This window comes from Streptomyces sp. NPDC101227, assembly GCF_044767545.1.
GTDB lineage: Bacteria > Actinomycetota > Actinomycetes > Streptomycetales > Streptomycetaceae > Streptomyces.
Genome location: NZ_JBIWOD010000003.1, coordinates 487,005 through 500,835, shown reverse-complemented (window position 1 = coordinate 500,835; position 13,831 = coordinate 487,005). Strand labels below are relative to the sequence as shown.

Annotated in this window: 11 protein-coding genes; 7 read left to right on the top strand and 4 right to left on the bottom strand. The window is 70.9% G+C overall.

The genetic code is table 11. From position 1 onward, the window contains the following. Positions 1–20: 20 nt before the first annotated feature. Together ACIRPT_RS09055 and ACIRPT_RS09050 are read right to left on the bottom strand one after the other, a co-directional pair. Positions 21–479, bottom strand: coding sequence for a peroxiredoxin (locus tag ACIRPT_RS09055; RefSeq protein ID WP_403511936.1), 459 nt, complete (start codon positions 477–479; stop codon positions 21–23). Positions 480–628: 149 nt separating this feature from the next. Continuing rightward, a complete protein-coding gene (locus tag ACIRPT_RS09050) occupies positions 629–1,069 on the bottom strand; it encodes a DUF3052 domain-containing protein (protein ID WP_403511939.1) in 441 nt (146 codons plus the stop codon). A 515-nt stretch (positions 1,070–1,584) separates the two neighbouring features. On the opposite strand from ACIRPT_RS09050, the gene aceE reads away from it, so the two are divergent. Continuing rightward, a complete protein-coding gene (gene aceE, locus ACIRPT_RS09045; protein WP_403824356.1) occupies positions 1,585–4,317 on the top strand; it encodes a pyruvate dehydrogenase (acetyl-transferring), homodimeric type in 2,733 nt (910 codons plus the stop codon). 77 nt (positions 4,318–4,394) lie between these two features. Here aceE and ACIRPT_RS09040 read toward each other — a convergent pair whose 3' ends face one another. Together ACIRPT_RS09040 and ACIRPT_RS09035 are read right to left on the bottom strand one after the other, a co-directional pair. Further along, the gene (locus ACIRPT_RS09040) at positions 4,395–4,811 is read right to left on the bottom strand and encodes a peptidase inhibitor family I36 protein (protein ID WP_403824353.1); all 417 of its coding nucleotides are present in this window, start codon (positions 4,809–4,811) and stop codon (positions 4,395–4,397) included. 567 nt (positions 4,812–5,378) lie between these two features. Beyond that, complete coding sequence (locus tag ACIRPT_RS09035) at positions 5,379–6,980, bottom strand: MFS transporter (RefSeq protein WP_403824350.1); 1,602 nt, start codon at positions 6,978–6,980, stop codon at positions 5,379–5,381. Between the two features lie 115 nt (positions 6,981–7,095). Here ACIRPT_RS09035 and ACIRPT_RS09030 point away from each other — a divergent pair, with 115 nt between their 5' ends. The 6 genes from ACIRPT_RS09030 to ACIRPT_RS09005 all read left to right on the top strand — a co-directional run bounded on the left by ACIRPT_RS09030 (position 7,096) and on the right by ACIRPT_RS09005 (position 13,829). Further along, entirely contained in the window at positions 7,096–7,755 is a 660-nt protein-coding gene (locus ACIRPT_RS09030) for a TetR/AcrR family transcriptional regulator (RefSeq protein ID WP_403824347.1), read from the top strand. A gap of 295 nt (positions 7,756–8,050) precedes the next feature. Beyond that, positions 8,051–9,265: an alpha/beta hydrolase gene (locus ACIRPT_RS09025; RefSeq protein WP_403824344.1), complete on the top strand. Its 1,215-nt coding sequence runs from the start codon at positions 8,051–8,053 to the stop codon at positions 9,263–9,265. Between the two features lie 104 nt (positions 9,266–9,369). Next, positions 9,370–10,248, top strand: a complete 879-nt coding sequence (locus tag ACIRPT_RS09020; protein ID WP_403824342.1) for a DUF4429 domain-containing protein — start codon at positions 9,370–9,372, stop codon at positions 10,246–10,248. Positions 10,249–10,399: 151 nt separating this feature from the next. Beyond that, a complete protein-coding gene (locus ACIRPT_RS09015; RefSeq protein WP_403824339.1) occupies positions 10,400–11,815 on the top strand; it encodes a sensor histidine kinase in 1,416 nt (471 codons plus the stop codon). Beyond that, a complete protein-coding gene (locus tag ACIRPT_RS09010; protein WP_403511959.1) occupies positions 11,812–12,492 on the top strand; it encodes a response regulator in 681 nt (226 codons plus the stop codon). The genes ACIRPT_RS09015 and ACIRPT_RS09010 overlap by 4 nt, the downstream gene beginning before the upstream one ends. 170 nt (positions 12,493–12,662) lie before the next feature. Next, a complete protein-coding gene (locus ACIRPT_RS09005) occupies positions 12,663–13,829 on the top strand; it encodes an alpha/beta hydrolase (RefSeq protein WP_403824336.1) in 1,167 nt (388 codons plus the stop codon). Positions 13,830–13,831: the final 2 nt, after the last annotated feature.

Genomic DNA, 13,831 nt, shown 5'->3' with positions numbered 1-13,831 from the left:
AGGCACCCCGGAGCCGCGGCTCAGAGGGCGTCGAGAGCCTTGATGTAGTCGTTCAGATCACGGGCGTCGGGCAGGCCGTTGACGACCGTCCAGCGCACCACGCCCTCCTTGTCGATGACGAAGGTGCCGCGCACCGCGCAGCCCTTGTCCTCGTCGAAGACGCCGTACGCCCGCGAGGCCTCGCCGTGCGGCCAGAAGTCCGACAGCAGCGGGTACTCCAGGCCCTCCTGCTCGGCGAAGACGCGCAGCGAGAACGGGGAGTCGTTGGAGACGGCCAGCAGCTGGACGTCGTCGTTGGCGAACTTCGGCAGCTCGTCACGGAGCGCGCACAGCTCTCCGGTGCACACGCCGGTGAAGGCGAAGGGGTAGAAGAGGAGAACGACGGCCTTCTCGCCGCGGAAGTCGGAGAGCTTGACCAGCTCGCCGTGCTGGTTCTTCAGCTCGAAATCCGGAGCCTTCGTGCCGACCTCGATCGCCATGGGGTTGCTTCCCTTCCGCTCACGCACAACTGGACGCGACCAACCCTACGCGCCGCGCGGAACGTCCCGAAAACCGCTCCTGAACAGCGCAGAGCCCCCTCCGGAACAGGCCGGAGAGGGCTCGGCACACAGTGCCCGGGTGCTGTGGATCAGCGCTTGCCGGACTTGGCCGCCTTGGGCGTGACCAGTCGGCTGCCGGTCCAGTCCTTGCCCGCGTTGATGCTCTTGGTCTGGGACAGACCCGCGGTCTGCGCGGCCTCATTGATATCGCTGGGTTCGACGTAGCCGTCCCGGCCGGTCTTGGGGGTCAGCAGCCAGATCTCGCCGCCCTCGTCGATCAGCCCGATGGCGTCCACCAGCGCGTCCGTGAGGTCGCCGTCGTCATCACGGAACCACAGCAGCACGACGTCAGCGACGTCGTCGTAGTCCTCGTCAACGAGTTCCTGGCCAATCACGGACTCAATGCCTTCGCGGAGCTCCTGCTCGACGTCGTCGTCGTAGCCGATCTCCTGGACCACCTGTCCGGGCTCGAACCCCAGCCTGGCGGCAGGGTTGGTCCGCTCCTCCGCGTGGTCCGCGGTCGCGCTCACGGATTGCCTCCTGTCATCTTTCGGAAAGTTTGGGGCCCCGCGCGTGCGCGGAGCTTTGGGCGTAGTCCACACGGGCCGGGCGGATCGCGCAAGTACCCGGCGGCCGAGACCGCCGAAACGGTGACGATTGGACGCGTCTCACCGCAACCACGACCCCATGGGGACAGCCCGAAGTGATTCACGCCACAGCGTTTTCCCGGGTTTATCGGGTAATCGCGCGTGACTGGTCCCTTCGGGGGGCGCCGGATGCGTACCGGATGCGGATTCGGGGACCGTACGGTCGTACGCAAAGGACTTTCGGGATGGGCGTATGGTTGCGATTTGGCCGACCTGCGAGTCGGTCCTTTCAGCGCCCATCTCTGAGCGGGTGGTTACCCGACAGTAGAGATGACGTATCCCAGTGACTCGGTACACGATGGAAGACGGCGCGACACAAGGCAGAGACAGCATTCGTCCGCGTGCGCAGCATCAATAGCGTGCAGAGCACGACACGAACCGAACACCGAAGGAACAGCGTGGCTTCCGGATCCGATCGAAACCCGATCATCATTGGCGGCCTTCCCAGCCAGGTCCCGGACTTCGATCCAGAAGAGACCCAGGAATGGCTCGACTCGCTCGACGCAGCCGTCGATGAGCGAGGCCGGGAACGTGCCCGCTACCTCATGCTCCGGCTGATCGAGCGGGCCCGCGAGAAGCGTGTGGCCGTGCCCGAGATGCGCAGCACGGACTACGTCAACACCATCGCGACCAAGGACGAGCCGTTCTTCCCGGGCAACGAGGAGATCGAGCGCAAGGTCCTGAACGCGACCCGGTGGAACGCGGCCGTCATGGTCTCCCGTGCCCAGCGCCCCGGGATCGGCGTCGGCGGCCACATCGCCACGTTCGCCTCCTCCGCCTCCCTCTACGACGTGGGCTTCAACCACTTCTTCCGGGGCAAGGACGACGGCAAGGGCGGCGACCAGATCTTCTTCCAGGGCCACGCCTCCCCCGGTGTGTATGCCCGCGCCTACCTGCTGGACCGGCTCACCGAGGCGCAGCTCGACGCCTTCCGCCAGGAGAAGTCCAAGGCTCCCTACGGCCTGTCCAGCTACCCGCACCCGCGGCTGATGCCGGACTTCTGGGAGTTCCCGACCGTCTCGATGGGCCTGGGCCCCCTCGGCGCGATCTACCAGGCCCGGATGAACCGCTACATGGAGGCGCGCGGCATCGCCGACACCTCCGACTCGCATGTCTGGGCCTACCTCGGTGACGGCGAGATGGACGAGCCCGAGTCGCTCGGCCAGCTGTCCATCGCCGCCCGCGAGGGCCTGGACAACCTGACCTTCGTCGTCAACTGCAACCTGCAGCGCCTGGACGGCCCGGTCCGCGGCAACGGCAAGATCATGCAGGAGCTGGAGTCGCAGTTCCGCGGCGCCGGCTGGAACGTCATCAAGCTCGTGTGGGACCGCAGCTGGGACCCGCTGCTCGCGCAGGACCGCGACGGCATCCTGGTCAACAAGCTCAACAGCACCCCGGACGGCCAGTTCCAGACGTACGCCACCGAGACCGGCGCTTACATCCGCGAGCACTTCTTCGGCGACGATCACCGCCTGCGCGCGATGGTCGAGAACATGACCGACGACCAGATCCTGCACCTGGGCCGCGGCGGTCACGACCACAAGAAGATCTTCGCGGCGTATGCGGCGGCCAAGGCCCACAAGGGCCAGCCGACGGTGATCCTCGCGCAGACCGTCAAGGGCTGGACGCTCGGCCCGAACTTCGAGGGTCGCAACGCGACCCACCAGATGAAGAAGCTGACGGTCGACGACCTCAAGGGCTTCCGCGACCGGCTGCACCTCCCGATCCCGGACAAGGACCTGGAGGACGGCCTGCCGCCGTACTACCACCCGGGCCCGAAGTCCGAAGAGATCCAGTACATGCACGACCGCCGCAGCGCGCTGGGCGGCTATGTGCCGACCCGCGTCGTGCGCGCCAAGCCGCTGCAGCTGCCGGACGACAAGGCGTACGCGACGGCCAAGAAGGGCTCCGGACAGCAGAAGATCGCCACGACCATGGCGTTCGTGCGGGTGCTGAAGGACCTGATGCGGGACAAGGAGATCGGCAAGCGCTTCGTGCCGATCGCGCCCGACGAGTACCGCACCTTCGGCATGGACGCGTTCTTCCCGTCGGCCAAGATCTACAACCCGCTGGGCCAGCAGTACGAGTCCGTGGACCGCGAACTGCTCCTTGCCTACAAGGAGTCGCCGACCGGCCAGATGCTGCACGACGGCATCACGGAGGCGGGCTGCACGGCCTCGCTGATCGCGGCGGGCTCGGCCTATGCCACGCACGGTGAGCCGCTGATCCCGGTCTACGTCTTCTACTCGATGTTCGGCTTCCAGCGGACCGGCGACCAGTTCTGGCAGATGGCCGACCAGCTCGCCCGCGGCTTCGTGCTCGGCGCGACCGCCGGCCGGACGACGCTGACCGGTGAGGGCCTCCAGCACGCCGACGGCCATTCCCAGCTGCTGGCGTCGACCAACCCGGCCTGTGTCGCCTACGACCCGGCCTACGGCTACGAGATCGCGCACATCGTCAAGGACGGTCTGCGGAGGATGTACGGGGAGAACTCCGAGGACATCTTCTACTACCTGACCGTCTACAACGAGCCGATCCAGCACCCGGCGGAGCCGGCCGACGTCGACGTCGACGGCATCCTGAAGGGTCTGCACCGCGTCGCGGCGGGCGCGAAGGGCGAGCACGCGGCCCAGATCCTCGCCTCGGGTGTCGCCGTGCCGTGGGCGGTCGAGGCCCAGCAGATCCTCGCGGACGAGTGGAACGTCAAGGCGGACGTCTGGTCGGCGACCTCCTGGAACGAGCTGCGCCGTGAGGCCGTCGAGGTCGAGGAGCACAACCTGCTGCACCCGGAGGAGGAGCAGCGCGTCCCGTACGTGACGCAGAAGCTCCAGGGTGCCGAGGGCCCGAAGGTCGCGGTCTCGGACTGGATGCGGTCCGTCCCGGACCAGATCGCGCGCTGGGTGCCCGGCACGTACCAGTCGCTGGGTGCCGACGGCTTCGGCTTCGCGGACACCCGTGGCGCGGCCCGTCGCTTCTTCCACATCGACACGCAGTCGATCGTCCTCGGCGTGCTCACCGAGCTCGCCAAGGAGGGCAAGATCGACCGGTCCCTGCTGAAGCAGGCGATCGACCGCTACCAGCTCCTGGACGTCACGGCCGCCGAGGCGGGCGAGGCGGGCGGCGACGCCTGACGCCCGGCTCACGGCGCGCAGCGCCCGTGCGACGCCCCCGACAGCGCCCCGCTGTCGGGGGCGTCGCGCTTCGTGCCTCACCGCTCCCAGATCTTGAACGCCCGCACCTGGTACGGGGACCGGGGCACCCAGCTGCCGCCGCCCGGGTAGGTGTCGAACTCGGCGGTCTCGGCGCATTCCGCGCTCTGGTACGTGGTGACCGGCCGGCCGGTGCGGTTGGCGAACGAGGCGGCGCCGCTTCCCCCGGGCAGCGGGACGCAGCTTTCGATGTCGGTGTCGGAGAGCTCGTAGGTCCGCCGCTTGCCACCGAAGTCGGCGCTCGGCCAGACGCACAGCCGGCCCGCGGCGCAGTCGCCCGAGGCGGGGGTGGTGCGGCCACCGGCGGCCGCATGCGCGGCCGGGGTCGCCAGGGCGGCGGACACGGCGAGCGCGGCGGTGAGTGCGGCGAGGCCGGTGACGATCGCGGTGGTGTGGGGCGTACGCGGACGCAGCATGGGTTTCTCCCCCGTGGAGTAGGGCCTAGGCGATGGCCTCCCGACGTGGGCGGGATTGCCCGCGGCGGCTTCTGGATCGAGCTTCGCGAGGGCGCCGCGCGGTTGCCAAGGCCGTGGCGGTGAGTCCATCCGGATCGGGGATGTGGATAACCGGACGGCGCGCAAAGCCGTTCCGTGGCTGCGGTGTTGACGACGGCCCGGTGGCGACAGGGGCGGCAAAACCGTTCCTCCCCGGGCCGGAGAGACGAGGGCGGGGCGCGATGCGGCGGGCGCCTATCCGGGGCGAGGGTGGGTTCCCCGGGCGGCCTCATCCGGATGAGTGATGCGGGGGTGGGGACGGGGCTCAAGCGTCCCTTGGAATGTGGCGGCCCGGTCCCGGCGGCGGTCCGCGGGGCCGGGTTGACGCGCGCGGCCGCCCGTACGCACGACGGCGCGCGGTCGGCCGAGGGAGTGCCTCGGCCGGCCGCGCGCCGGGTTCCGCCCGCTGGTCAGCGAGTCCGGAGGTCAACGAATCCGCAGATCAGCGGGTCCGTAGGTCAACGATCCGCAGGTCAGCGGCCCGCGGGGTCAGATGTGGCCGACGCCCGCGCCCGCCTCGGCGTTCGCGCCGCGCTTGGTGAGGGTGGCGACGGCGGCCGCGACGATCGCCACGCCGCAGGCGACCGTGAAGGCCAGCCCCATGCCGGAGACGAAGGTGTCATGCGCGACGGACGTGATCTTCTGCGCGATCTCCGGCGGGGTGCCCTTCTTTACCGGTGCGATGCCCGCGGAGACGGCGTCGTACAGCTGGGAGGACTGTGCGGGCGGGACCGGCGGGAGGCCGGCGGACTGCCAGTTGCCGGGGAGTTCGCTGTCGACGCGGGAGGCCATCACGGCGCCGAGCACGGCCGTGCCGAGGCTGCCGCCGACCTGCATCGCCGCCTGCTGAAGACCGCCGGCGACGCCGGAGAGCTCCAGCGGGGCGTTGCCGACGATGACCTCGGTGGCGCCGACCATGACGGGCGCGAGGCCGAGGCCGAGCAGCGCGAACCAGACGGACATCGGGCCGGTGCCGGTGGTGGTGTCCAGGCCGGACATGCCGTACATGGCCACGGCGGTGAGGACCATCCCGCCGACCAGCGGGATCCGCGGGCCGAACTTGGTGATCAGGGCGCCGGCCAGCGGCGAGCCGACGATCATCATGCCGGTGAGCGGCAGAAGGTGCAGACCGCTGTCGACGGGGGTCATGCCGTGCACGTTCTGGAGGTAGAACGTCACGAAGAAGAGGCCGCCCATGAAGGCGAAGGCCATCAGCACCATCAGGATCGTGCCGGCGGTCAGCGGCACCGAGCGGAACATCCGCAGCGGGATGAGCGGCTCGCGGACGCGCGTCTCCAGGACGGCGAAGAGGACGAAGAGGAGGATCGCGCCGGCCAGGAAGCCCAGCGTCTTCACATCGCCCCAGCCCCACTCGGCGGCCTTGATCAGCGGCCAGATGAGGCAGAACATCGCGCTGGAGAGCAGCACGATGCCCGGGATGTCGAAGGAGCGCGGGGCGTTCTGTGCGCGGTGGTCCTTGAGGACCACCAGGCCGAGGGCCAGGGCCAGGACGCCGACCGGGACGTTGATGAAGAAGACCGACTGCCAGTTGACGTGCTCGACCAGCAGGCCGCCGACGATCGGGCCGCCGGCCGTGGAAGCACCGATGACCATGCCCCAGATGCCGATGGCCATATTGAGCTTCTCGGCGGGGAAGGTCGCGCGCAGCAGCCCGAGCGCGGCGGGCATCAGCAGCGCGCCGAAGAGGCCTTGCAGCACGCGGAAGGTGATGACCAGCACCACCTCGTCGGCGAAGCCGATGGCGCCGGAGGCGGCGGCGAAGCCGAGGGTGCCGATGAGGAAGGTCTGCCGGTGGCCGAAGCGGTCACCGAGCTTGCCCGCCGTGATCAGCGAGACGGCCAGGGCGAGCATGTAGCCGTTGGTTATCCACTGCACGTCGGCGAACGACGCGCCCAGGTCACGCTTGATGGCGGGGTTGGCGATGGCGACGATGGTGCCGTCCAGGGCGACCATCATGACGCCGATGGCCACGGAGAAGAGGGTCAGCCACGGACGGCCTCGCAGCCCCTTCGGGGGCTCCGGTACGGGAAGTTCCGGCGCGGCGTCGGCAACCGGGGTCTGAGAACTCATACGACGAGGCTAATGTCAGCCGCTGACAGTTGACAAAGTAATTCATCAGTCGGTAACTGTCATCTAGCTCACAGATATCCTGATCAGCGAGAACACCGTGGAAAGGCGGCGCAGGATGGCGACCCAGACGCCGCAGGCGGCAACCCCGGGTGGCGGGCTGCGCGAACGCAAGAAGCAGCGCACCCGCGACGCGCTGATCCGTGCGGCACTGGAGCTGTTCACGGAGCAGGGGTACGAGGCGACGACGATCGATGAGATCGCGGAGACGGTGGACGTCTCCCAGCGCACCTACTTCCGGTACTTCGCCAACAAGGAAGAGGTCGTCTTCGCCGTCCAGGAGATGGTGGAGGCCCGTTTCCTCGCCGAGCTGCGCGAACGGCCCGCCACCGAGGCCCCGTTGACGGCGCTGCGCAGCGCCGTCATGGTCGCCTGGGACGAGATCGGCAGCGCGATCGCGTCGGTGGTGCCCGTGGAGCTGCACATGCGCTCGTACCGGATGATCGAGTCGACGCCCGCGCTGGTCGCCGCGCATCTGCGGCGCTCCTCCGACCTGGAGGAGCAGATAGCGCGGCTCATCGCCGCGCGCGAGGGGCTGGACGTGGACGCGGACCCCCGGCCCAGGGTGGTTGTCGCGGCGTTCTCCGGCGTGATGCGGGTGGCCGGGAAGGTCTGGGGCGAGGGGCAGGACTGCAGCGTGGAATCCATCCGCGAGTTGACGAAGTCCTACCTCGATCACATCGGGCCGGCCATCGACGACGACTGGCGGACCCGGTGACCCGCGACGACCGCCGGCGTCGCTGACGAACCCGTGGACGGCGCGCCGCGGCCGCAGAGCAACCGGCAAGAAATCTGGCGAGAATCCGCCGCAACAGCCCGGTGAGCTTCCTCACGCCCTGACGGCGACCAGGCGCCCCGCGAGACCGCTTCGCGACCCCATATGCCCAGGTCTGGACAGCCGAGCGCCGGATTGCACCATCCGTTGTCCACTTTGGTCGAAATACCCGCCGCGAAACGTGATATGGCTCACGGCCGCAGCGGGCACGCTCTCCCGTCTCCTAGGGTGGCTCGCGGTGAATTCCTTCTCGGGCTTCGGCCCCTCCTACGGTTTCCTGCAGTCCACCGCCTGGCGCGCCGCACTCGCCCTGGTGGTGGTGTTCGTGATGCTTGCCCTGACCGGCTGGACGGCCATCAGAGGCACCAAGGAGGACGCCAACCCGCTGGCCACCGCCAGATCCGCCTGGCAGCACGCCACCTTCCACGGGCGGCCGCTGCCGGACCCCACGGCCGCCCCGGCCACCGTCCGGGCCTTCTTCGCCAAGCTCGACCGCCCCGACCAGCGGCGGCTCGCGTCCCGGTACCCGCTCGTCGTCGGCAATATGGGCGGCGCGCCGGTGCAGCTGCGCTACCGCGCCAACCGGACGGCGATCGACCAGGCCCGCCGCATCGAGAAAAAGCGCATGGTCGACCGCCGGCTCACGCCCGTCGGCCGCCAGACGGCGGGCAGGCTGATGCACCGCCTCGAGTCGATGATGAGCCCCGCCCGGCAGATCCTGGCGTTCGATCCGGCCGGCGACGGGCGGGCGGCGGAGGTCTTCGGCAATCTCGCGACGGCCCGCCGGGTCTCCGTCGTGGTGCCCGGCGTGGACACCAACCTCTCGACGTTCGAGCGCACCGCGAAGGCGCTCACGGCGCCCGTCGGCATGGCGCAGTCCCTGTACAAGGCCGAGCGCACGGCCCGCCCGAGCGCCCGTACGGCGGTGATCGCCTGGGCCGACTACACCTCCCCCGGCGGACTGGGCGTGGAGGCCGCCACCGGGCAGCTCGCCGAGGCCGGCGCCGTCCGGCTGCGCGCGCTCACCGAATCGCTGCCCTCCACCGACTCCGTCTCGCTGTTCTGCCACAGCTACGGGTCCGTGGTGTGCGGCGTCGCCGCCCGGCAGCTGCCGTCCAACGTCGAGAACATCGCGGTGGCGGGCAGCCCCGGCATGCGGGCCGACAACCGCTCCGCGCTGGGCACCCGCGCCCGGGTCTGGGCGATGCGGGACGCCGACGACTGGATCCAGGACGTGCCGTACATGGAGGTCGGCGGGCTCGGCCACGGCGCCGACCCGGTCGAGCCGTCCTTCGGTTCGCGGGTCCTGTCCGCGCAGGGCGCCCAGGGGCACACGGGCTATTTCGCGCCCGGCACCCAGAGCCTGCGCAACTTCGCGCTCGTCGGCGTCGGCGCGCTCGACTCGGTGGACTGCGCGTCCAGCGACCCGGGCTGCCGCGCCGACCTGGCCTGAGGCACCGGACGCCGCAGTTCCGGTGGCCGGGAGGTCTTGACGCGCGTAGCGCAAGGTGTCCGGAAGGGGGACGAGCGGGCAACCGCCCGCATACGATGAGCCGCATGGGTGATGTGCTGGCCGGTTTTCACGCCGTCTGGGAGTTCGACACGGACTCCGTACTCATCCGCTTCGAACGGGGGATCCGCAGGCCGAAGCTGTTCCAGGCGCTCGGCGAGCGACGCATTCCGTACGAGGCGTTGAGGTCCGTCGAGCTGACCGCGGGCAGACGCGGCACGGTGGTGCTGCATGCCGTGCCACGGCACGGCGCCGACCCCCTGATGGAGGCGGCGGACGGACAACTCAAGGAGGACGCCGACCCGTACCGGCTGGTGCTGCCGGCCGAGCGCGAGACGCTCGCCGAGTACTACGCCGACGAGCTGCGCGCCGCGCTGCGGCCGGAGTCCAAGGAGCCCGCCGAGCGCCATATCGTGGCCGCGCCGGAGCCTCCCCTGCACTTCAAGGCCTATGACGGCAAGGCGTCCTTCGACGGCAGCGCGGTCGCCTTCCGCTGGTTCTGGACGGGCGCGTCGTCGGCCAAGTGGAAGCGCGGTGACCAGAGCTTCACGGTCGGCGAACTGACCGGGGTCGAATGGCGTTCGCCGGAGATCTTCAACGGCCATCTGCGGCTGCTGGAGCGCGGGGCGCGCGAGAAGGGGGCCGATGCCGCCGACCAGGATCCGGCGGCGGTCGTCTTCGGGCTGGGCTACGGTCCGGTCCATGAGTCGCTGCCGTTCGCGGCCGCGGTGCTGCAGGCGGTCCGGGCCGCGGATCCGGCCCCGGACACCCGGGAGCGCGAGCCGGTGCGCCGGGCCGGTGACGCCCGCCGGGACCCGGCCGATATCGCGGAGCGGATACGGCATCTCGGCGCGCTGCACGACTCGGGGCTGCTGACGGACGACGAGTTCAGCGCGAAGAAGGCCGAGCTGCTGGCGGAGCTCTAGCGGCCCCGGGAACGGGCCTGCGGCGGCGGACGCAACCCGCGCTGCGGGCCGGTGCCCGGGGCGCGTCATACCGTGGTACGGCTCGCAAGCCCCAACCATGGACCGTGGTATGACGCCCCGGCCGGAGCCGTCCGCTTACATTGACGGTGCGATGTTCAAGCGATCTTCCACCCCCGAACGCGAACCGGCCCCAGGCGCACGGCACGAGCCGCCCCACCACCGGGCCCTGCGCGCCGCCCGGCAGGCGCTGCATCTGCTCGCCGTCGCGCTCTTCACCCCGACCGACCCCGGCACCCCCCTGTTCGGCGCGGTCCAGCGCCCCTGGCTGCGCCGCGTTCCGTACGTCATCGCCTCCGGCTTCGCCGTCGCCCTTCTGACGTCGGGCATCAACGTCCTGGGCAACGACTACGGCCTGAGCGGCGGGCTGGCGGGCGGGCTGGCCACCGCGCAGGCCGTGCCGCTGCTGCTCGCGGTGACGCGGCCGCTCCAGGCCTGGTGGGTGATCTTCGCGGCGGACGTCATCTGCGCCCTGGCCCTCATCGGCGCCCACGACGTGGCGGCCCGCGCCTGGCCCTGGCCGCCCACGGCGATCGTCGGCTATCTCGTGCTGATGCTCGCGCTGTCGCTACGGGAGGGCCGGCGCACCCTCATCGCCGTATGGCTGACGACCGGAGCGGCCGGAATCCTCCTCGAGCTGATCACCCCGCGGCACAAGGTCGACACCTGGGTGCTGCTCTTCCTGCTCTCCGGCGTGATACTGCTGATCGGCGCCGCATTGCGGGAACGGGGCGACGCCCAGCGGAAGTTGCTGGAGCAGGAGACCATCAGCGAGGCCGAGCGCGCCCGCCGTACGCTGCTGGAGGAGCGCACCCGAATCGCCCGCGAGCTGCATGACGTCGTCGCCCATCACATGTCCGTGATCACGGTCCAGGCCGACAGTGCCCCCTACCGCATCAGCGGGATACCCACCCAGGCCCGGGAGGAGTTCGAGACGATCGCCGCGACCGCGCGGGAGTCGCTGGCGGAGATGCGCCGGCTGCTGGGTGTGCTGCGCAGCGAGGAGACCGAGCGCCACGGCGGGCCGGAGAAGGCCCCGCAGCCCGGAATCGGCCAGCTGCCGAAGCTGGTCGAGGCGACCGTACGGGCCGGTGTGCCGGTCGAACTGGTGCTGCCCGAGGAGCCGCTGGCGCCGGAGCCGGCGGTGGACCTGTCGGCGTACCGCATCGTGCAGGAGGCGCTGGCCAATGTGGTGCGGCATGCCCCGGGGGCGGGGACCCGGGTGTCGGTGACGGCCACGGCGGACGGCTCACGGCTGACCGTGCTGGTCGTCAACTCCGCGCCGCCGGCGCCGTCCGCCCCCCTGGAGTCCCACGGCACCGGGCATGGTCTGATCGGTATGCGGGAGCGGGTACGGCTGGTGGACGGCTCACTGGACACCGGGCCGCTGCCCGACGGCGGGTTCCGCGTCGCCGCACAGCTTCCGCTGGCGGGGGCCGCGCCGCCGCCCGCCGCCGCGTCCCCTCTCCCCGCCGCTCCCCTCTCCACGAAGGACTCCGACTCCGCATGACCACACGGGTGATCATCGTCGATGACCAGGCCATGGTGCGTGCGGGCTTCGCCGCACTGCTCTCGGCGCAGAGCGATATCGATGTGGTCGGCGATGCGCCGGACGGTGCGCAGGGGGTGGAGCTGAGCCGTCGGGTGCATCCCGACGTGGTGCTGATGGATGTGCGGATGCCCGAGATGGACGGTCTGGAGGCGGCGCGCCGGCTGCTCGATCCCCCGGTCGGCGTCACCCACCGTCCCAAGGTGCTGATGCTGACCACGTTCGATGTCGACGACTACGTCTACGAGGCGCTGCGCGCGGGTGCGTCCGGGTTTCTGCTCAAGGATGCGCCGCCGGCCGATCTGATCTCCGCGGTGCATGTCGTGGCGGCGGGTGAGGCGCTGCTCGCGCCCTCGGTGACGCGGCGGCTGATCGCCGACTTCGCGCTCCGCCGGCCGGCACCGCGCAAGGACCGTGCGTCGCTGCGGCTGAACGGCCTGACCCCGCGTGAGACGGAGGTCCTGGAGCTGATCGCCCGCGGCCTGTCCAACCAGGAGATCGCCGATGCCCTCGTTCTCGCCGAGCAGACCGTGAAAACCCATATCGGCCGGGTCCTGGCCAAGATGGAGCTGCGGGACCGTGCGCAGGCCGTGATCTTCGCCTATGAGTCGGGGCTGGTGACGCCAGGGGAACGGTGAGGGTGCGGCGGGTCCGCCCTCGTCCGTGCGTCGCGCCGCGTCGCGCCTGAGAACGCCGGTACCCCCTACTGCGGTATCACCCGGCAGTTGGCTCCGGGGTGTGACGTCGCGTCAGTCACCCTCTTCCTAGATTTCCCTCTGCCACACCACCGGAAGAGGGAGACGCCACCATGTCCGTGCTGCGAACCGCCGCGCTCCGCAGCAAGCGCACGCTCATCGCCGCCGGGCTCGCGCTGGCTGTCGCCGCCGGGACGGGCGGCTGGGCGGCCGGTTCCGCACAGACCGCCGTCACCGGCCCCGCGCCGGGCGCCGCCGCCTGGCGCGCGGATCACGCCCTGGGCCGGCCGCTGCCGGACCCGGCGACCGCCTCCCCCGCCGCCGTCGCCCGCTTCTTCGCCTCGCTGACCGGCCCCCAGCGGCATGCGCTCGCGGCCCGGCATCCGCTCACCGTCGGCAATCTCGACGGCGCGCCGATCGCCCTGCGCTACGAGGCCAACTCCCTTGCCCTGAAAGCGGAACGGGCCGAACAGCTCGCTCGTGCCACCGATCCGGACGGCACCCTCCAGGACCACCGGCAGGCCAGGAAGGCGGCCGCCCGCTGCGCCGAACTCCTCGCGCCCGGCCGCCATATCCTCGCCTTCGACCCCCGCGGCCGCGGCCAAGTGGCCGAGGTCCACGGGGAGCTGACCACCGCCGAGCGTGTCGCCGTCGTCGTGCCCGGCTCGGACATCGACCTGGGCTCCTTCGACCGTACGCGGGACCCGTACGGCACCCCGACCGGCATGGCGACGTCGCTGCGCAGGCAGATGGCCATCGAGGCGCCCGGGACCCGTACCGCCGTCATCGCCTGGGCCGGATACACCACCCCGGTCGGACTCGGTCCGGACGCCGCCACCGGGCGGCTGGCCGAGGCCGGGGCGCCGCGGCTGGCCCGTTTCCTGACCGGTGTCGCCGCCACCGGGATGCCGGCCCCCGCCGTGCTGTGCCACAGCTACGGCTCGGTGGTGTGCGGCCTCGCCGCACCGGAGGTGGGCCGCGGCGAGATCGCGGACCTGATCGTCTTCGCGTCGCCCGGGATGCGCCGGGACAGCGTGGCGGAGCTGGGCACTTCGGCCCGGGTGTGGGCGGCCCGGGACGCCTCCGACTGGATCGGCGACGTCCCGAACGTGGAGTTCCTGGGCCTGGGGCACGGCGAGGACCCCACCGACCCCGACTTCGGCGCCCGCCGGGTCCCCACCGGGCGGGCCGAGGGCCACACCGGCTACCTCGCCCCCGGTACCGGCTCGCTCCGCAACTTCGCCGCCATTGCGCTGGGCCGCTACGACGCGGTGCGCTGAGG

Bases quoted from the DNA above. Each gene is read 5' to 3' on its own strand.
- ACIRPT_RS09015 (WP_403824339.1), top strand. From the start codon at position 10,400: ATGTTCAAGCGATCTTCCACCCCCGAACGCGAACCGGCCCCAGGCGCA.
- ACIRPT_RS09010 (WP_403511959.1), top strand. From the start codon at position 11,812: ATGACCACACGGGTGATCATCGTCGATGACCAGGCCATGGTGCGTGCG.
- ACIRPT_RS09020 (WP_403824342.1), top strand. From the start codon at position 9,370: ATGGGTGATGTGCTGGCCGGTTTTCACGCCGTCTGGGAGTTCGACACG.
- ACIRPT_RS09035 (WP_403824350.1), bottom strand. From the start codon at position 6,980: ATGAGTTCTCAGACCCCGGTTGCCGACGCCGCGCCGGAACTTCCCGTA.
- ACIRPT_RS09055 (WP_403511936.1), bottom strand. From the start codon at position 479: ATGGCGATCGAGGTCGGCACGAAGGCTCCGGATTTCGAGCTGAAGAAC.
- ACIRPT_RS09005 (WP_403824336.1), top strand. From the start codon at position 12,663: ATGTCCGTGCTGCGAACCGCCGCGCTCCGCAGCAAGCGCACGCTCATC.
- ACIRPT_RS09030 (WP_403824347.1), top strand. From the start codon at position 7,096: ATGGCGACCCAGACGCCGCAGGCGGCAACCCCGGGTGGCGGGCTGCGC.
- ACIRPT_RS09040 (WP_403824353.1), bottom strand. From the start codon at position 4,811: ATGCTGCGTCCGCGTACGCCCCACACCACCGCGATCGTCACCGGCCTC.